The following is an 18,195-nucleotide window of genomic DNA, read 5'->3' on the forward strand; positions in this document are numbered from 1 at the left end:
CCGACGGATCGGTCGAGGATACTGCCAGATGGCTCAACCCGTTTACCTTGGCGTCGAACCCGATCAGGCCGTGAAGCCCGTCGGCCTCGCCAGTTGGTCGCCGGAGCTGGTCGAATACGACAAGCACGCCGCCTATGGCGTCTACGTCCGGACCCCGTCGGCGGCCTCTCGCGCCAAGGCCCTGACCATCTTCGGCGTCAGCATGGCCAAGCTGCTGTTCAAGCGGGCCATCCGCTACGAGTTCATTCCGCACGACACCCGCGCCGACAAATCCCTCGGCGGTCGGATGAAGTTCGCCGGCGCCGCCGCTCGCAACCTCTTCCGCGGCGATGACCGCGCTCAACGGCGCGCCGCCACCGGCGATCAGGGCCGTCTGGGCGAGCACGGCATCCACGTCGTGACCATGCCTGCCGACCGCTATGAAGCCCTCGCTGGCGTGGCCCAGCCCGAGTTCGACAAGCTGAAGGCCCGGCGTGGCAAGTCGAACGGTCAGCGCCAGTTCGAGGAATCGCGCGGTCAGGCCAGCCGCACCAGCCAGCGCGACCTTTTCGACGTCGTCGAGGCCACCCTGCGCGAGGCGGGCGTGTTCGACGTCGCCTCGGCCTATCTGGGCCGCAAGGCCGGGCTTATCGACGTCAATCCGCAGATCAACGACACCAGCGACACCTTCTGGCGCGACATCTTCCCGGATGCCGAGCTGTCCACCCTGCCACCGACCGCCTACTGCCACCGAGACGCCTCGGGCGGCGACCTGAAGGCCATCTTCTACATGACCGACGTGGACGACCGCTCAGGCCCGTTCAGCTACGTCGTCGGCTCGAACCGCATCGCCATCAGCCGCGTCGACGACCTGATCTGCGAGGCCAACGACTCCAACGGCCTGGCCGGGACCGACGCCAATGCCCGCGCCCTGTTCGCCGCCCTGCCGAAGAAGCTTCGCCAGAAGGGGTCGTTCGGCAACGACCTGACCCCGGAATCCGCCCTGGGCCGCGAGATCGGTCAGGGCCTGTGGAAGGTAAAGGCGGGCAAGGGCTCCATCGTCCTGTTCGACACCAAGGGCATTCACCGCGGCGGCATGGTTGAGGACGGCGAGCGCCGGGTCATCACCTGCGTGATCGGCTGACGGTCGTTCCGACCGCGCGGCGAAAGGCACCAGAATGAAATTCCATCCGGCCGCCCTGATGCTGATGGTGTGGACGGGCTGCATCGCGGCCTTCTACATCCTGCCGTTCCAGCTCGAGGGACGGGTCATGACGCTGTACGGCTTCATGATCCTGATTCTGTTCATCGCCACCTTCTGCACCGGCGCCTTGGTGGCCGCCCGGCCGCAGGCGCAGCGCCCCCGGCCCACCGATGTCGCCATCGACTTCCGGCTGACCGACCGCATACTGATGGTCGCCGCCATCATCGCCATCCTGGGCGCCCTGCTGGATGTCCAGGGCCGCAACGTGCTTGATCTCGCCGCCGCCTATCAAGCCCGCTCGGACCGCGCCGGCGCCCTGCTGGCGGGCGGGGAGTCGGATTCGACTCTCTGGTTCCAGCTGGCCTTCCTTACCTATCCGGCGGGCTATGTGTACATCGTGCGCGAGGTCGCCTTCCGGTCCCGTCCCGTGCTGTGGCGCATCGGCGTCTTCGGCATGGCGCCGGTGGTGCTGACCTCTCTGGCCATGGGCGGTCGCGCCCCGCTGTTCTACGCCCTGCTGATGCTGATCTACGGCTTCGCCCTGCGCAGCCAGCTGTTCAAGACCAAGCCCAAGCGCGCCGTCCCGACCCGCCGCGCCGCGCCCGGTCGCCCGGTCCGCAAGCCCTTCCGCCTGTCGACTCCAGCCAAGGCCGGCATCGGCCTGCTGGGCGCCGTCTTCTTCGTCTACTTCGTCCAAGTCTTCATCGCCCGCGCCGATGTGGTCGGCGGGATCGAGGGCATGTTCGGCGTGGCCAGCACCCGCTGGGGCGTCAATTTCGACGGCCATTTCTCGGACTTGATCTTCGGCGTCTTCGGTCTGGACGGCGCCTATATGATCTTCATCTTCGTCTGGTACCTGGTGCAGGGGCTGGTGATGTCGAACGCCATCTTCACCAGCTATGACGGCGGCATGCTGCTGGGCGGCTACGGCATCGACCTGGCCGCAGCCCTACTGCGCCGGGTCAATGGCAACTTCATCGCCGACGGCTATGCCGTGCTGCTGCAGATGAACACCTACGGCTTCCTGCCCTCGGCCTTCGGTTCGCTGTACGTCGATCTGAAATTCTTCGGCCTGATCCCCTGCCTTATCTGGGGCTGGCTGGCCGGCAAGGTCTACGGTCAGGTCAAGCGAGGGCAGGACCCGCGCTGGCTGCTGATCGTGCCCTTCGTCACCGTCGGCATCTTCTTCAGCCTAATCAACACGCCCATCGGCTTCTCGAACGGCTTCGTCACCCACCTCTGGCTGGTCGCCGCCTTCATGACGGCCAAGGTGGTTCGCCGCCCCGCCGGTCCCCGGCCCATGCGACCGCGGATCCCCGCCTGATGGCCGCCGGGGGGAGGGCTTACAGACCCGAGATCGACGGCCTTCGCGCCGTCGCCGTCGTCGCGGTCATCCTGTTCCACACCAATCTGGGCGCGGCGACGGGCGGCTACGTCGGGGTCGACGTCTTCTTCGTCATCAGCGGCTATCTGATCTCGTCGATCATCCTGCGCGAGCTGTCCCAGAAGAAGTTCACCTTCGTCGACTTTTACGAGCGGCGCATCCGCCGCATCTTCCCGGCCCTGTTCGTGACCCTGATCGCGACCAGCGTCGCCTCGTGGATCATCCTGCCGCCCGAGCAGCTGCAGACCTACGCCCAGAGCCTGATCGCCACGACGGTCTTCGCCTCTAACATCTTCTTCTGGCTGAAGAGCGGCTATTTCGGCGGCAACGCCGAGCTGTTCCCACTGACCCACATGTGGAGCCTGTCGGTCGAGGAGCAGTACTACATCTTCTTCCCTTTCCTCGCGATCGTCGCGGGCTGGGGCCGCAAATGGCTGCTCGACGTCCTCATGGGCCTAGGCCTGCTGGTCTCGCTCTGGCTCTGTCTGGACTACGCCCCGCGCGAGCAGATGATGGCCTTCTTCCTCACGCCGATGCGGGCGTGGGAGCTGCTGTTCGGCGTCTTTATCGCCATGCACGAGGCGCGCTGGCGTCCCGCCCTGACCCGCATCCGCTTCGCCGGTCCGGTGATCGAGTTGCTGGCGGCGGCGATGATCCTGATACCGATCTGGCTCTACGACAGCACCACCCTGTTCCCGGGCTGGAGCGCCGTGCCGCCGGTCCTCGGCACGGCCCTACTGATCCTGATGGCGCGCCCCGACACGGTGACCGGCCGGGTGCTGGCCAGCCGCCCGTTCGTCTTCATCGGCCTGCTCTCCTACAGCGCCTATCTGTGGCACCAGCCGCTCTACGCCCTGTCGCGGATGCAGGGCTTCGCCGAGCACGGCTGGCCCGCCTACGCCGCTCTGATCGCCGCCACCTTCGGCCTGGCCTGGCTGTCGTGGAAATACGTCGAGGCGCCGTTCCGGTCGAAGGACCGGTTCAGCCGCCTGCAGATCTACGCCCTGTTCTTCATCGGCTCGACCCTGTTGGGCGCGGCGGGTCTGGCCGGGCATTTCGCCAAGGGCTTCCCCCAGCGCTTCAGTGAGAAGAGCCTCGCCGTCGCCGCCAGCGGCGCGCCCAGCCCCATCCGCGACCAGTGCCACGTCGAGGGCGTCGACGCGCGGGGCCCCGAAAGCGCCTGCCGCTACTTCGTGTCCAGTACCGTCCACTGGGCCGTGCTGGGCGACAGCCACGGGGTCGAGGTCGCCTATGCTCTGGCCCAGCGCCTGCGTCCGGCGAACGAAGGCGTCCTGCACCTGACCTTCACCGGCTGTCAGGCGGCGCTGACCTTCCAGTCGGCCAATCCGGGCTGCACCGCCTGGATGAACAAGGCCATCCCCTACCTCGAGAAGGATCGCGAGATCACCGATGTGATCCTCGCCTTCCGCCACAGCTTCTACCTGTCGGGCGACCAGACGAGGAGCTATCCGCATGTCCCCAACATGGCGCCGAACTTCCTGACCGACCTGCCGCCGGCACAGGCGCGCGAGCGCTACGTCGCCAGCCTGACCGCGATCGTCCAGCGCCTGACCGCTTCGGGCAAACGGGTCCATCTGATGGCTCCGATCCCGGACCTGCCGACCCATGTGGAGCGCTACACCTTCACCGGCGATCCGAACGACGCGACCCGCGTCACCGGGACCACCCGCGCCTTCTATGAGCAGCGTAACGCCTACATCCTCCCGGTGCTGCGCCGCCTCGACGCCCTGCCGAACGTCAGCCTGCTGAACACCGCCGACACCGTTTGCGGGCCGGAGCGCTGCGCCTCCCTGATCGGCGGCCGGTCGATGTATTTCGACGACAATCACTTCAGCGCCGAGGGTGCCCGCCGCTTCATCACCGAGGAAGAGAAGCGCGGCGAACTGATCCTGCCCCGAGCCGCCCCTGAGCCTGCCGATGCCCGCTGACCGCAAGGTTCTGGTCACTGGCGCCACCGGCTTTCTGGGCAAGGCCGTCGTCGAGCGACTGATCGCCTCGGGTCGGTCGGTGCGGGGCGCGGTCCGCGCCCATCCCGGTCCCGGCGCGGTCGCCGTCGGCGACCTGTCCGTCGACACCGACTGGTCCGCCGCGCTGGAGGGCGTCGACACCGTCGTTCACTGCGCCGCCCGCGCCCATGTGCTGAAGGAGACGGCCGCCGACCCGCTGGTCCAGTTCCGCGCGGTGAACCGGGACGCCACGACGGCGCTGGCGCTCCAGGCCGCGGCGGCCGGCGTGCGGCGGTTCATCTTCATCTCCAGCATCGGGGTGAACGGCGCCGAGACCCAAGGGGCGCCCTTCCGCCACGACGACACGCCGGAGCCGCACTCGCCCTACGCCGTCTCCAAGTCCGAAGCCGAGGGCGATCTGCACAGGGTCGCCTATGAGACGCGGCTGGAGATCGTGATCATCCGCCCGCCGCTGATCACCGGGCCGGAGCCCAAGGGCAATCTGGCGACCCTGAACAAGGTCATCGCCAAGGGCCTGCCCCTGCCCTTCGGACTGGCCAACCGGAACCGCCGCGACCTGGTCTCTCGCGAGACCCTGTGCGACCTGATCGACGTGGTCATCGACCACCCCGCGGCGGCGGGTCAGACCTTCCTCGTCAGCGACGGGGCCCCCGTCTCGACCCGCACCCTGCTGGAACAGATGGCCGCCGCGCAGGGGCGCGCCCTGACCCTGCTGCCGGTTCCGACGGCGCTGCTGGCCCTGCCGCTGAAGCTGATCGGCAAGGGCGCCATGGCGTCCCAGCTGTTCGGCGATCTGGAGGTGGATATCGCCCACACCCGCCGGACCCTGAACTGGTCGCCCCCGGTTTCGTAGCCGCGACGCAATCTGCCGCTACCTGTCCAGCGAGGCTTGGGCTAGACGGGTCTGCTATCCGGGAGGAGCCGTTGAGCGTCTTCATCATCGCCGAAGCCGGCGTGAACCATAACGGCGACGCCGACCGGGCGCTGGCCATGGTCGACGCCGCGAAGGCGGCCGGGGCGGACGCAGTCAAGTTCCAGACCTTCTCGGCCGACAAGCTGGCGGCGCCCGGCGCGGAGAAGGCTGACTACCAGAAGCGCGAGACCGGCGAGGGCAACCAGCACGAGATGCTGAAGGCGCTGGAGATGTCGGAAGGCCTCCACCACCGCCTGATCGCGCGCTGCGCCGAGGTCGGCGTCGAGTTCATGTCCACGCCCTTCGACGAGGAGGCGGCGGACTTCCTCGTCGCCTCGGGCATGGCGCGGATCAAGGTCCCGTCGGGCGAGATCGTGAACCATCCCTTCCTGCGTCATCTGGCGGCCAAGGATCGCCCGCTGATCGTCTCGACCGGCATGGCCACGATGGAGGAGATCACCGACGCCGTCGCCGTCATCGCCGGGACCCGCGCGAAACACGGCCTGGCCGCGCCGCTGGATCAGGTGCTGACCATCCTGCACTGCACCTCCAACTACCCGGCCGCGCCGACCGACGTGAACCTGCGCGCCATGCGCACCATCGGCGAGGTCACCGGCCTGCCGGTCGGCTATTCGGACCACACGCTGGGCCTCGCGGTGTCGACCGCCGCCGTGGCCCTGGGCGCGACGGTGATCGAGAAGCATTTCACCCTCGACGTCACCCTGCCCGGCCCGGACCACCGCGCCTCCCTGACCGTCGAACAGCTGACCGATCTGGTGCGTCAGATCCGCGATGTCGAACAGGCGCTCGGCTCGCCGGTGAAGGCGCCGACCGCCGCCGAACTGCCCGTCCGCGCCGTGGCCCGTCGCTCGGTCATGGCCCGGACGGCCCTGCCCGCCGGTCATGTCCTGACCGAGGCCGACCTGATCCTGCTGCGCCCGGCCTCCGGCATCGCGCCGCGCTTCTTCCACACCCTGCCCGGCCGCGCCCTTCAGGCGGATGTCGAGGCGGGCCAGCCGCTGACCTGGGACCTGTTGTCCGGCGAGGCCCTGATCTGATGGATCGCCGCATCTGCTACATCAGCGGCACCCGCGCCGACTTCGGCCTGATGCGCTCGACGCTGCAGATCCTGCGCGACCATCTGGAGCTGGACCTGTCGGTGATCGTCACCGGCATGCATCTGTCGCAGGCCTATGGTCACACGGCGGACGAGATCGAGGCGGCGGGCCTGCGCATCGCCGCCCGCGTGCCGGTTCCGCTGGAGCCCGCGACGGGCGCGACGATGGCGCGCAATCTGGGGACCATGGTCACCGCCTTCACAGACGCGCTGGAATCCGAGCGGCCGGACGTGGTCCTGCTGCTGGGCGACCGGGGCGAGATGCTGGCCGGGGCGTTGGCGGCCATCCACCTGAACATCCCCGTCGCCCACATCCACGGCGGCGAGCGGTCGGGCACGGTGGACGAGCCGGTGCGCCACGCCATTTCCAAGCTCAGCCACCTGCACTTTACCGCCACGCAGGAAGCCGCCGACCGGCTGGCGCGGATGGGCGAGAACCCGGCCAACATTCACGTCACCGGCGCGCCCGGCCTCGACGGGCTGGTCGACGCCGAACTGCCGGACCTGACCGAGGTCACCCGCCTGCACGGACTGGACCCGGAGCGCCGCTTCGCCCTGATGGTCTATCACCCGGTGCTGCAGGAGGCCGCGACCGCCCCTGACGACGCGCGTCGGATCCTGAAGGGTCTGACCGACGCCGGTCTGCAGGTGCTGGCCCTGATGCCCAACGCCGACGCGGGCAGCGACGGGGTCCGCGCCGTCCTGACCGAGGCGAAGGGGACGCGGGACATCACCGTGCGCACCCATCTGGCCCGCCCCGCCTTCATCGCCGCCATGGCCCATGCGGACCTGATGATCGGCAACTCCAGCGCCGGGATCATCGAGGCCGCAAGCTTCGGCACGCCGGTGCTGAATGTCGGTCCGCGCCAGAACCTGCGCGAGCGCAACGCCAACGTCCGCGACGTCGAGGCGACCGAGGCCGCCCTGGCCGCCGGGATCACCGACCTGCTGGCGAAAGGACGGCTTGCGCCGGTGAACGTCTATGGCGACGGTCAGGCCGGGCCGCGCATCGCCCGATTGCTGGCCTCCGTCCCGCTGGACGCGGCCCTGATGATGAAGGTCAACGGGTACTGAGATGATCCATCTGATCGGCGCCGGCGGGCATGCGAAGGTGGTGCTGGACGCCCTGCTGGAAAGCGGGACGAACCTGTCCGGCGTGACGGCCCGCGCCGACGCCCCCGCGCCCGACCTGCTCGGCCTGACCGTGGAGGCGCCGGCGGTCGCCCCCTCGCTGGCGGGGCTGTCGTTTCATGTAGCCATCGGCGCCGCCGCGATCCGCGAGCGCCTGACCGCGGAGGCCGGGAGCGCCGGCGGCGCGGCCCTGACCGTGATCCATCCGGCGGCGACCGTGTCCCGCTTCGCCCTCGTCTCGGACGGCAGCTTCATCGCGGCCGCCGCGGTTCTCGGCCCGAAGGCGATCATCGGACGGGGCGTCATCGTCAATCACGGCGCCGTCGTCGACCATGACTGCGCCGTCGGAGACTTCACCCACATCGCGCCCAACGCCAGCCTCGGCGGCGGGGTCACCGTCGGCGCGCGCTGCCTGGTCGGCGCCGGCGCGGTCGTCCTGCCCGGCGTGGCGATCGGCGACGACGTGACCATCGGCGCCGGTGCGGTCGTGACCCGCGACGTGGCCGCCCACCAGACCTGGACCGGCGTTCCCGCCGCCCCGAAAGCCTCCTGAATGACCGAAGTCGAAGCCTTCAGCGCTCCCCGGACCGCGACCATCCGCGACGCGATGGAGACCATCAACACCTCCGGCATGCAGATGCTGCTGCTGGTCGATGAGGAGCGGCGCTTCCTGCGCACGGTGACTGACGGCGACCTGCGCCGCCTGCTGTTGGCGGGCGCCGAGATGAGCGACACCCTCGAGGGCCTGCCCGACCTCGCCTCCGTCACCGCGCCCGAGGAAGTCACCCGCAAGGCCGCGCTCGGCCTGATGGACCAGCACGAGATCAACCACCTGCCGCTGATCGACGGCGAGGGCCGGGTCGTCCGCGTGCTGAACCGCCGCGACATCGGCGCCCCGATCCTGCTGTCGACCCCGCACATGGGCGAGGCCGAACTGCATTTCGTGGAAGAGGCCTTCCGGACCAACTGGATCGCCCCGCTGGGCCCCAACGTAGACGCCTTCGAGCGCGAGATCGCCGGGCTGGCGGGCGTGCAGCACGCCGCCGCCCTGTCGTCCGGAACGGCCGCCATCCATCTGGCGGTGCGGATGCTGGGTGTTCAGCGCGGTGACAAGGTCTTCTGCTCGACCCTGACCTTCGCGGCCTCGGCCAACCCCATCGTCTATGAAGGCGGCGAGCCGGTCTTCATCGACAGCGAGCCGGACAGCTGGAACATGTCGCCGGTGGCGCTGGAGCGCGCCTTTGACGCGGCGAAGGCCGAGGGCTGGATGCCCAAGGCGGTCATCGTCGTGAACCTGTACGGCCAGTCGGCCGACATGGATCCGATCCTGGAGCTCTGTAACCGCTACGGCGTGCCGATGATCGAGGACGCCGCCGAAAGCCTGGGCGCGACCTACAAGGGCAAGGCCTCCGGCTCGTTCGGCCTGATGGGCGTCTTCTCGTTCAACGGCAACAAGATCATCACCACCTCGGGCGGCGGCATGCTGGTGTCCGACGACGAGGCCCTGATCAAACAGGCCCGCTTCCTGTCGACCCAGGCCCGCGATCCGGCGCCGCACTACCAGCACAGCCAGATCGGCTTCAACTACCGCATGTCGAACATCCTCGCGGGCGTCGGACGCGGCCAGTTGCAGGTGCTGGGCGACCGGGTCGAGGCCCGCCGCGCCGTGCACGACGCCTACCGCGAAGGCCTGAACGGCATCCCCGGCCTGGAGTGGCAGCCCGAGCCGGAGTGGAGTTGGTCCAACCGCTGGCTCTCGGCCCTGACGCTGGACCCGGCGATCACCGGCGTCAGCGCGGCGGAGGTCATCCAGCGCCTCGCCGACGAGATGATCGAGGCCCGCCCCGTCTGGAAGCCGATGCACCTGCAGCCCGTCTTCGCCGGCTGCCGCCACTTCGCCCACGGCAATGAGCCGGTGTCGGACCGCATCTTCGACGAGGGCCTCTGCATGCCCTCAGGGTCCAACATGACCCGGGCCGAGATCGACCGGATTATCGACGCCATGCGCGGCATCCTGAAGGCCCGGTGACCCCGTGAAGCGCGCGTTTGATTTCGTGATGGCGGGCGGCGCCCTGATCGCCCTGTCGCCGGTCATGCTGGCGACCGCGATCGCCGTGAAGGCGACGTCCAAGGGGCCGGCGATCTACTGGTCGGACCGGGTGGGCCGGGACAACAAGCTGTTCCGCATGCCCAAATTCCGCTCGATGCGGACCGAGACCCCGGCGGTCGCCACCCATCTGCTCACCGACACCACCGCCTGGCTGACGCCCATCGGCGGCTTCCTGCGCAAGTCGAGCCTGGATGAGCTGCCCCAGCTGTGGAGCATCTTCGTCGGCGACATGTCGATCGTCGGCCCGCGGCCGGCCCTGTTCAACCAGGACGACCTGATCGCCCTGCGCACCGAGAAGGGGGTCCACACCCTGCGTCCCGGCCTGACCGGCTGGGCCCAGGTGAACGGACGGGACGAGCTGTCCATTCCGGACAAGGTCGCCCTGGATCTCGAGTACCTTCAGAACCGCTCGTTCGGAATGGACCTGAAGACCATCTGGCTGACCGTCGGCAAGGTGCTGGGTGCGCGCGACATCTCGCACTGACCGGGACGTACGGCGGGCCGGTCAGGCCCGCTTGATCGGCACGACCTCGGCGCCCGGACGCTCGTCCTCGACCGCGCGCACGCGGGCCAGGGTGTCGAAGATCAGGGTCCGCGCGGCAGCGTTGTCGCCGGTGCGCGCCGTCTGCTCCAGCTTGTGCACCATCCGTTCGGTCATGCGGACGCCCTCGATGCGGTCGGTGACGCACATCAGGCTCTGGCCGCACATCTCGGCCACCTCGGTCGAGTCGACCAGTTCCTCGAACAGCTTCTCACCGGGACGCAGGCCGGTGACCTCGATCTCGATATCCTTGCCCGGGACCTTGCCGTAGAGGCCGATCAGCTGGCGGGCCAGGTCGATGATCTTCACCGGCTGGCCCATGTCGAGCACGAAGACGCCCAGCGGTCCGTCGGGCTGGCCCGCCGAATGGGCGGTGGCGTGCAGCACCAGCTGGACCGCCTCCGGAATGGTCATGAAGTAACGTTCGATATCCGGGTGGGTCAGGGTCACCGGCCCCCCGCGCTCGATCTGCGCCCGGAAGGTCGGCACGACCGAACCCGCCGAACCGAGAACATTGCCGAAGCGCACGACGCTGAAGCGGGTGTTGCCGCCCTCGCCCGTCTGCTGGGCGCGGACCACGGCCTCGGCCAGGCGCTTGGTGGCGCCCATCACGTTCGGCGGATCGACGGCCTTGTCGGTCGAGATGAAGACCATGTGCTTCACCCCGGCGGCGTTGGCCGCCTCGGCGACGTTCCAGGTGCCGACGACGTTCGTCAGCACGCTCTCGCACGGATGCTTCTCCATCAGCGGCACGTGCTTCAGCGCCGCGGCGTGGAAGACCACCTCGGGCCGCTCGGCCTCGAAGGCGTCCTTCAGCAGCGCCTTGTTGCGGACGTCGTACAGGTATTCACGACGCGACAGGGTCGGCCAGCGCGTGGCGATCTCCTGCTCGATCTTGAACAGGCCGAACTCCGAGTTGTCGACCAGCACCAGATGGCCGCAGCCGAGGCTGGCGACCTGACGGCAGATTTCCGAGCCGATCGAACCGCCGGCGCCGGTGACCAGCACCCGCTTGCCGGCGACCAGGGCCCGCAGCGGACCGTCGTCCAGCCGCACCGGCGGGCGGGCCAGAAGCTCTTCCAGCTCGAACCGGCGCATGACCGGCTCATCGGCCTTGCCCCCCACCTCGACCAGGCTGGGCACGCGCAGCAGGTGAACGCCGCGCGTCCGCAGCTGACCCAGCCGCTCCACGCCGAAGTCCACGGGGGTCAGGGTGTCGTCGAGGAAGACGATCGCCGCCTCGATATCGTGGTCGGTGAGGTCCTCAAGGATTTCGAACGCGCCGGCGGCGCCCGACAGCACGGGGGTGCCGCGCAGTTCGCGGGTGGCCGCGCCCCGGGTGTCCGTGACGATGCCCGCGGGACGATAGGCCTCGCCGCTGCGGGCGAGTTCGCGCAGGAAGGTCTCGACCCGGTCCATGGCGCCGACCACGATCAGGGGCTTGCGTTCATCCCGCGATCCCACGAAGGGCGCGATGGCCAGCAGGGCTTCCTTGTCGTGAACGATGCGGCGCAGCAGCACGAGCGCCAGCGTCATTCCGATATCAAAGATCGGGGCGATCAGAAGGGTCGAGCGGGGCAGCGAGGCGCCGCGGTCCAGGAAGAAGCTGAACACCAGGAAGATGGCCGCCGTCAGCAGCGAGGTGCGAACGATCGGCCCCACATCGACGATCGAGACATATCGCCACAACGCCCGGTCGGTCCGGAAAACGAGATCGAGCGCCAACCCCAGGGCGGCGAAGACGAGGGCGAACTCCCAGGCGGACCGGGTGGCGTCCAGGATGGCGTCCGGCGTCAGGCCGTTGCCCGAGGCGACCAGATAGCCGCCGATCATCGCCACGACGCGGACGCCGGCGCGAGTCGCCACCTTCAGACCGCGGATCAACATTACGTTTGCGTTGCCCAAAACTGTCCCGTCTGACAGGTTTCGTCCGGAAGACCCGTCGCGCCTGAGTAATAGCGCGCCGCGATCACAGTACGGTGACGAATCCCGTCGCCCTCCACTTCGGTCGTTCAAACTGCGCGCGCGACAGGGTTTTTCCCCGCATGACGCCCGCCCCGATGCGCTCAAATCGGCCCGATCGGAAAAAGTTCCACGCTTCTAGTCCCTTATTGCGCCGCTGTCACGCTTGGGCCACACACCGGCCTCGGCTGCCGGAACACCAGTATTCCAGAAAGCCGTTCATGTAGAAAAAGGCCGATTTCTTGAGTGATCCGGAGGCAGGTCGAACATCCATTGACACCGGGCGACACAAACTGTTCCGAGACGCGGAGCCAATCTGCCTTTAGAAGCGGGATCGCGGCGTCCGTGGGGAACTCATGAAGATCTATCCGGTGATCATGTGCGGCGGCGCGGGTTCGCGCCTGTGGCCCGCGTCACGTCCCGGACGGCCCAAGCAGTTCCTCCCCCTGACCGGCGCCCGCTCCCTGTTCCAGGAGACGGTGTTGCGGGTGGCTCCGCTCGCCGCAGAGGGCGACGTGGTCGTGGTGGCGGGCCTCGGCCACGCCGACGCCATCTCGGCCGAACTGGCCGCCATCGGGATCGAGGCGACCATCCTGCTGGAGCCCGAGGCCCGGGATTCCGGCCCGGCCATGGCCGCCGCCGCCGCCTTCGTTCAGCGTCGCGATCCCGACGGCGTCGCCGCCATCATCGCCTCGGACCACCACATCCCCGACGCCGCCGCCTTCCAGGCCGCCGTCCGGACCGCAGCCGACGAGGCGGCGCGCGGGCGGATCGTCACCCTGGGCGTGACCCCGACCTGGCCGTCCCCGGCCTATGGCTACATCTGCCCCGACGGCGCCGGCCTGACCGCCGTGAAGCGCTTCGTCGAAAAGCCCGACGCCGCCACGGCGGCCCGCTATCTGGCCGACGGCTTCCTGTGGAACAGCGGCAACTTCATCGTCTCGGCCGCCGCCCTGCTGGATGAGCTGACCCGCCACGCGCCCGGCATCGCCGAGGCCGCCCGGGCCGCCCTGCCGGCCGACCTGACCGGCCCGCTGGTGCGCCTGAACGACGCCTTCCGCGAGGCCCCGCGCATCTCGATCGACTACGCGGTGATGGAGAAGAGCGACCGGACCTCCGTCCTGCCGGTCGCGTTCGAATGGTCCGACGTCGGCGCCTGGGACTCGGTGCTGGCCACCGGGGCCGGACATACCGGGCTGCACATCGGCGTCGACAGCGCCGGCACCCTGGTCCGCGCGGCGGACGGCATGGTCGTCGCCACCCTGGGGGTCTCGAACATCGCCGTCATCGCCGAGCCCGACGCGGTGCTGGTGTGCGACCTGTCGCGCGCCCAGGACGTCAAGGCGGTGGTCGACCGGGTCAAGGCCGAGGCGCCCCGCCACGCCGACGTCCCCGACGCCGCCGAGCGCGCGCCCTACCAGCGGTTCGGCGACTGGATGCGCACCGCCGCCCTGCCGCTGTGGGCGACGCTGGGCGTCCATCCGGACGGCGCCTTCGTCGAAACCCTGACGCTGGAGGGGCGACCGGTCGAAAGCCGCCGTCGCGCCCGGGTGCAGACGCGCCAGATCTATGTCTTCGCCCGCGCCGGCGCGCAGGGCTGGACGGGTCCCTGGCGCGAGCGGGTCGAGAAGGGGCTCGAGCAGTTCCTCGCCGGCTACCTTCGCCCCGACGGCGCCGTGCGCAATGCGCTGAACGCCGACGGCTCGGTGCTGGACGACGGGATCGTCCTGTACGAGCAGGCCTTCACCCTGCTGGCCCTCTCGGCCGTCCATGCCGCGGGCATCCGGACCGACCTGTGCGAGGCCCAGGCCGGGCGCATGCTCGACCGCCTGTTCGCCGAGCGCCTGCCGAACGGCGGCTGGAAGGAAAGCGGCGACCATCCCTATCAGGCCAACGCCAACATGCATCTGTTCGAGGCCGCCCAGGCCTGGGCGGCGCGGGGCGTCGATCCGCGCTGGAACGACGTCGCCGACAGCCTGGCGGAACTGGCCCTGACCCGCTTCATCGACGCCGAGGGCGGCTTCCTGCGCGAGTTCTTCGACGCCGACTGGAACCCTGCGCCGGGCGCGGACGGTCAGTTGGTCGAGCCGGGCCACCAGTTCGAATGGGCCTGGCTGCTGTCCCGGCATGCGCTGAACCGGGGCGACGAGCGGGCGATGGCGGCTGCGAAGCGGCTCTACGTCCATGGCCTGCGCGGCGTCGATCCGCGCCGCGGCGTCGCCATCGACGAACTGGACGACAGCCTCGCGGTGCGCAGCGCGCGGGCGCGCCTGTGGCCCCAGACCGAATGGTTGCGCGCGGCCCTGGCCTTCGCCGAACTGGCGGGGGGATCGGAGCGGGAGCAACGACTGGCCGAGGCGCGCAAGGCGGCGGCGGGTCTGGCGCTCTACCTGCGTCCAAACGGCGCCTGGCGCGACAAGCTGGAGCCCGCGGGCGCCTTCATCGACGAGCCGGCCCCGGCCAGCTCGCTGTATCACATCGTCGGCGCCTTTGATCAGGTGTGCGCCGCGGCCGAGGCGGGCATCATCACCGAGGCGCCGTTCGGATTGAACTAAACGCCTGTTTGCACGTTTGAGGCCGGACCGCGGGGGCGGCCCTTTCATCCCCTGTTCAGCCGCGAGCGTCTCCCGTAGGGCGACGCCGCTGCAACGCGAGACCGACGTGATCGACCTCCACTGCCATATCCTGCCGGGCATCGATGACGGCGCGCCGGACCTGGAGACCTCGCTGGCCATGGCGCGCATCGCGGTGGCGGACGGGATCACGGTGACCGCCTGCACCCCGCACATGATGCCGGGCTATTACGAAAACACCTCGGACGGCGTCCGCGCGGCCGTGGTCGCGCTCCAGGCCGAGCTGGACAAGGCGGGAATTCCCCTTCGCCTCGTCACCGGCGCCGACGTGCATCTGGTTCCGGGCCTCGCCTCAGGTCTGCGGGACGGGACCAAGCTGACGCTGGCCGACACCCGCTACTTCCTGTTCGAACCGCCCCACAACACCGCCCCGCCGCGCATGGCCGACGCGGTGTTCGACTGCATGGCGGCCGGCTTCCATCCGCTCATCACCCATCCGGAGCGCCTGCGCTGGATCGAGGAGCAGTACGACCTGATGGTCCAGATGGCCCAGGCCGGCGCCTGGATGCAGATCACCGCCGGCTCGGTCACCGGCCGCTTCGGCAAGCGCACCCAGTACTGGGCCGAACGCATGCTGGACGAGGGCATCGTCCACATTCTGGCGACCGACGCGCACAATCTGCGCAGCCGCTCCCCGGTGCTTTCCGAAGCCGTCGAGGCGGTGTCGAATCGTCTCGGTGAACAGGCGGCGAAAGACATGGTGTTGACCCGACCCCTCGCCGTGCTGGAAAACGCTACGCCTGCTTCGGTCCCGCCCGCGGTCGGCGCCCCTCGTCCGGCCAGTCGGCCGGGCTTTCTCAAACGGCTGTTCAAGGCCGCCTGATTTTCAAGGTGACTGTCGCATGATGCGCGCCCTCCCGCCGGTCCTGACCGCCACGGCCCTGCTGCTCGCCGCTTGCGGCGGTCCCCGCATGGACCTGTCCCAGGTGACGGCCGCCCAGCCGGTGGACCTGCAGACCGCCCAGGTCTCCGCCACCTCGCAGGCCGAGTACCGCATCGGCGTCGGCGACAAGCTGGCCATCCGCGTCTTCCAGGTCCAGGACCTGTCCTTCGATTCGCTGACCGTCGACACCTCGGGCAACATCCAGCTGCCGCTGATCGGCGCCGTGCGCGCGTCCGACCGCACCGCCGGCGAGCTGTCGGCCGACATCGCCACCCGCCTGAGCGCCCAGTACCTGCGCAATCCGCAGGTCACCGTCACCGTGACCGAGGCCGCCAGCCAGAAGATCACCGTCGACGGCGCCGTGACCAAGCCCGGCGTCTACGAGATGCGCGGCACCACCTCCCTGCTGCAGGCCGTGGCGATGGCCGAAGGCCCCAGCCGCGTCGCCGACCTGACCAAGGTGGCGGTCTTCCGCACCGTGAACGGCCAACGCTCGGTCGCCCTGTTCGACCTGCAGGCGATCCGCCAGGGCCGCGCCGATGATCCGGTGGTGCTGGGCGACGACATCATCGTGGTCGACACCTCGCGCCTGAACTCGGCGCTGCGTGAAGTCGTGGGCGCCCTGCCGGCGCTGTCGATCTTCCGCCCGTTCTGATCATGACGGCGCGCCGCGCGCCGGTCCTCGCCGCCCTTCTGGTCCTCGGGCTGGGGGCGGCGGCCTGCGGCCACCCGTCCCCGGACGCCGGTTTCGCGGAAGCCCCGCCCGCCGTCCGCCTCGAAGCGCTGAACGCCGTCGACGTCCGCGTCGCACGGGTCTCCTGGACCCTCGCCCGCGCCAATGCCGACCTCTGCCCGGTCAACCGGCGGCGCGCGGGCTGGACCCTGCAGTCGGCCAGCCAGTACGGCGGCGAACTGCGTCCGCTGGCCGAGGCCCGCTATGGCCTGGACGGCGACCTGCCCGGCGTACTCGCCGCCCCCGCCGACAGTCCCGCCGGCGAGGCCGGACTGGCGCAGGGCGACCTGATCCTGTCGGTCAACGGCCAGCCCCTGTCACGCGGCGAGGCGGCGGTCGAATCCTACGACGGCCTGCAGGCCAACATCGCGGTTCTGGACGCCGCCGCGGCGCGGGGGCCCGTCAGCCTGCGGGTCCGTCGTGACGGCGTGGAGCGCGAGGTCACGATCCGTCCCGTCCTCGCCTGCGTCTACCCCACCCAGGTGGAGGTCACCGGCACCCTGCGCAGCCGCGCCGACGGCCGGAACATCTTCATCTCCGACGGCATGGTCAGCGTCGCCGCCGACGACGATCAGCTGGCCTTCGTCCTGGCCCACGAACTGGCCCATGCGGTGCTGGAGCATCGGACCCAGCCGGACGTCACCGGGACCCGCGGCGCCTCCAACTGGGCGATCAGCCTGCGCCGCGGCCTGTCGCTAAGCGCCGAGGCCGACGCTGACAAGGCCGGGCTGTTCCTGCTCACCCGCGCCGGGTTCGATCCCTGGCGATCCGTCGAGTTTCTCACCAGCTACGAGGAAGCGGACCGCGGCGCGCGCTATGCGCAGGTCAACAGCGGCGGCGTCTATGAATCCGCCTCATCCCGCCGGCGCGCCCTGCAGCCGGTGCTGGCCGACATCGCCGCACGCAGGGCGGCGAACCGGGCGCTCATCCCCTAGGCACGCCGCCGTCCGAGGGCCGTCGCGGCCGCCAGCAGGCCCCACCCCGCCAGGAAGCCGGTCATGTCGGCGACCACGTCCCAGACATCCGCGTCCCGCCCCACGGCCGGCAGTCCCTGGACCAGCTCGATGCCGATCCCGAGCGCCAGCATCACCGCCGCCAACCGCAGGAAACCTGCCCGCGGCCACCCGCATCCGGCCAGGATCGTCCAGGTCAGAAAGGCCACGGCGTGGTTGGCCTTGTCCCACGGCAACCCGCTTTCCACGCCGGTCGACGGGGTGAAGGCGAACCAGGCCACGGCGAAGGCGAAAAGGACCGTCCCCGCACGGAACATGTCTCTCAGCCGGGTGTTCGACATGCGGGGAGTGCGCCGCTTTCCGTGATTCGAAGGTGTCATGGATTGGGCGTATCCATCGGGTCGGAGGGTTGTTTCATGGCGACACGCATCAGTGACGCGCGCGACCGTCGGCGGGGCCTGTCCCGCGGCGCGGAAGCGGCTCCTTACGCCGGACGAGGCGCCGGGCTCTACAGCGAAGTGAGCCTGTCTCCGGTTTTGCGGCCATCGTCCCGTCCCGAGCTCCCGCCCACCGATGACGAGCGCCTCGGTCCGCGCGCCTGATCGCCGCGGAGACCGAAGACAAGGCTTGACCGCGGGGGGCCTGCCCCGCGACATGGCGGAGG

15 protein-coding genes are annotated in these 18,195 nt (G+C 69.6%); 13 read left to right on the forward strand and 2 right to left on the reverse strand.

Features of this window, described 5'->3' with window-relative positions; translation table 11 throughout:
* The first annotated feature begins 28 nt into the window (after positions 1-28).
* The 9 genes from VGE03_RS00960 (at position 29) to VGE03_RS01000 (ending at position 10,310) form a co-directional block, all read left to right on the forward strand.
* A complete protein-coding gene (locus tag VGE03_RS00960; RefSeq protein WP_331044594.1) occupies positions 29-1,123 on the forward strand; it encodes a hypothetical protein in 1,095 nt (364 codons plus the stop codon).
* Positions 1,124-1,157: 34 nt separating this feature from the next.
* Positions 1,158-2,507 (forward strand): hypothetical protein, encoded by a 1,350-nt coding sequence (locus tag VGE03_RS00965; protein ID WP_331044595.1) that lies wholly within the window; start codon positions 1,158-1,160, stop codon positions 2,505-2,507.
* The gene (locus tag VGE03_RS00970; RefSeq protein WP_331044596.1) at positions 2,507-4,516 is read left to right on the forward strand and encodes an acyltransferase family protein; all 2,010 of its coding nucleotides are present in this window, start codon (positions 2,507-2,509) and stop codon (positions 4,514-4,516) included. The genes VGE03_RS00965 and VGE03_RS00970 overlap by 1 nt, the downstream gene beginning before the upstream one ends.
* Complete coding sequence (locus VGE03_RS00975) at positions 4,506-5,408, forward strand: NAD-dependent epimerase/dehydratase family protein (RefSeq protein WP_331044597.1); 903 nt, start codon at positions 4,506-4,508, stop codon at positions 5,406-5,408. Before VGE03_RS00970 ends, VGE03_RS00975 begins: the two co-directional genes overlap by 11 nt.
* A 71-nt stretch (positions 5,409-5,479) precedes the next feature.
* Complete coding sequence (neuB, locus tag VGE03_RS00980; protein WP_331044598.1) at positions 5,480-6,526, forward strand: N-acetylneuraminate synthase; 1,047 nt, start codon at positions 5,480-5,482, stop codon at positions 6,524-6,526.
* Complete coding sequence (neuC, locus tag VGE03_RS00985) at positions 6,526-7,659, forward strand: UDP-N-acetylglucosamine 2-epimerase (protein ID WP_331044599.1); 1,134 nt, start codon at positions 6,526-6,528, stop codon at positions 7,657-7,659. The genes neuB and neuC overlap by 1 nt, the downstream gene beginning before the upstream one ends.
* A gap of 1 nt (position 7,660) precedes the next feature.
* Positions 7,661-8,269, forward strand: coding sequence for a NeuD/PglB/VioB family sugar acetyltransferase (locus VGE03_RS00990; RefSeq protein WP_331044600.1), 609 nt, complete (start codon positions 7,661-7,663; stop codon positions 8,267-8,269).
* Positions 8,270-9,745, forward strand: a complete 1,476-nt coding sequence (locus VGE03_RS00995) for an aminotransferase class I/II-fold pyridoxal phosphate-dependent enzyme (protein ID WP_331044601.1) — start codon at positions 8,270-8,272, stop codon at positions 9,743-9,745.
* A 4-nt stretch (positions 9,746-9,749) separates the two neighbouring features.
* Positions 9,750-10,310, forward strand: coding sequence for a sugar transferase (locus VGE03_RS01000; RefSeq protein ID WP_331044602.1), 561 nt, complete (start codon positions 9,750-9,752; stop codon positions 10,308-10,310).
* Positions 10,311-10,331: 21 nt separating this feature from the next.
* Here VGE03_RS01000 and VGE03_RS01005 read toward each other — a convergent pair whose 3' ends face one another.
* Positions 10,332-12,233 carry a nucleoside-diphosphate sugar epimerase/dehydratase gene (locus VGE03_RS01005; protein ID WP_331044603.1) on the reverse strand — a complete coding sequence of 634 codons (1,902 nt, stop codon included), beginning with the start codon at positions 12,231-12,233 and terminating at the stop codon, positions 10,332-10,334.
* A gap of 452 nt (positions 12,234-12,685) precedes the next feature.
* Between VGE03_RS01005 and VGE03_RS01010 the strand changes: the two genes are divergently transcribed.
* The 4 genes from VGE03_RS01010 to VGE03_RS01025 all read left to right on the forward strand — a co-directional run bounded on the left by VGE03_RS01010 (position 12,686) and on the right by VGE03_RS01025 (position 17,513).
* The gene (locus VGE03_RS01010; protein WP_331044604.1) at positions 12,686-14,884 is read left to right on the forward strand and encodes an AGE family epimerase/isomerase; all 2,199 of its coding nucleotides are present in this window, start codon (positions 12,686-12,688) and stop codon (positions 14,882-14,884) included.
* Between the two features lie 106 nt (positions 14,885-14,990).
* A complete protein-coding gene (locus tag VGE03_RS01015) occupies positions 14,991-15,785 on the forward strand; it encodes a tyrosine-protein phosphatase (protein WP_331044605.1) in 795 nt (264 codons plus the stop codon).
* Between the two features lie 19 nt (positions 15,786-15,804).
* Positions 15,805-16,500, forward strand: coding sequence for a polysaccharide biosynthesis/export family protein (locus VGE03_RS01020; protein ID WP_331044606.1), 696 nt, complete (start codon positions 15,805-15,807; stop codon positions 16,498-16,500).
* Between the two features lie 2 nt (positions 16,501-16,502).
* Positions 16,503-17,513, forward strand: a complete 1,011-nt coding sequence (locus VGE03_RS01025; protein ID WP_331044607.1) for a M48 family metallopeptidase — start codon at positions 16,503-16,505, stop codon at positions 17,511-17,513.
* Here the strand turns inward: VGE03_RS01025 and VGE03_RS01030 are convergent.
* The gene (locus VGE03_RS01030) at positions 17,510-17,872 is read right to left on the reverse strand and encodes a hypothetical protein (RefSeq protein ID WP_331044608.1); all 363 of its coding nucleotides are present in this window, start codon (positions 17,870-17,872) and stop codon (positions 17,510-17,512) included. The two genes, VGE03_RS01025 and VGE03_RS01030, sit on opposite strands and share 4 nt — an antisense overlap.
* Positions 17,873-18,195 lie beyond the last annotated feature (323 nt).

Origin of the sequence: Brevundimonas sp. (assembly GCF_036400995.1) — a bacterium.
In the GTDB taxonomy this organism is placed as follows: domain Bacteria; phylum Pseudomonadota; class Alphaproteobacteria; order Caulobacterales; family Caulobacteraceae; genus Brevundimonas.

What these genes read in the sequence shown, in the direction of transcription:
- VGE03_RS00960 (WP_331044594.1), top strand. Translation starts at nt 29, where the DNA reads ATGGCTCAACCCGTTTACCTTGGCGTCGAACCCGATCAGGCCGTGAAG.
- VGE03_RS00965 (WP_331044595.1), top strand. Translation starts at nt 1,158, where the DNA reads ATGAAATTCCATCCGGCCGCCCTGATGCTGATGGTGTGGACGGGCTGC.
- VGE03_RS00970 (WP_331044596.1), top strand. Translation starts at nt 2,507, where the DNA reads ATGGCCGCCGGGGGGAGGGCTTACAGACCCGAGATCGACGGCCTTCGC.
- VGE03_RS00975 (WP_331044597.1), top strand. Translation starts at nt 4,506, where the DNA reads ATGCCCGCTGACCGCAAGGTTCTGGTCACTGGCGCCACCGGCTTTCTG.
- neuC (WP_331044599.1), top strand. Translation starts at nt 6,526, where the DNA reads ATGGATCGCCGCATCTGCTACATCAGCGGCACCCGCGCCGACTTCGGC.
- VGE03_RS00990 (WP_331044600.1), top strand. Translation starts at nt 7,661, where the DNA reads ATGATCCATCTGATCGGCGCCGGCGGGCATGCGAAGGTGGTGCTGGAC.
- VGE03_RS00995 (WP_331044601.1), top strand. Translation starts at nt 8,270, where the DNA reads ATGACCGAAGTCGAAGCCTTCAGCGCTCCCCGGACCGCGACCATCCGC.
- VGE03_RS01010 (WP_331044604.1), top strand. Translation starts at nt 12,686, where the DNA reads ATGAAGATCTATCCGGTGATCATGTGCGGCGGCGCGGGTTCGCGCCTG.
- VGE03_RS01020 (WP_331044606.1), top strand. Translation starts at nt 15,805, where the DNA reads ATGATGCGCGCCCTCCCGCCGGTCCTGACCGCCACGGCCCTGCTGCTC.
- VGE03_RS01025 (WP_331044607.1), top strand. Translation starts at nt 16,503, where the DNA reads ATGACGGCGCGCCGCGCGCCGGTCCTCGCCGCCCTTCTGGTCCTCGGG.
- VGE03_RS01030 (WP_331044608.1), bottom strand. Translation starts at nt 17,872, where the DNA reads ATGTCGAACACCCGGCTGAGAGACATGTTCCGTGCGGGGACGGTCCTT.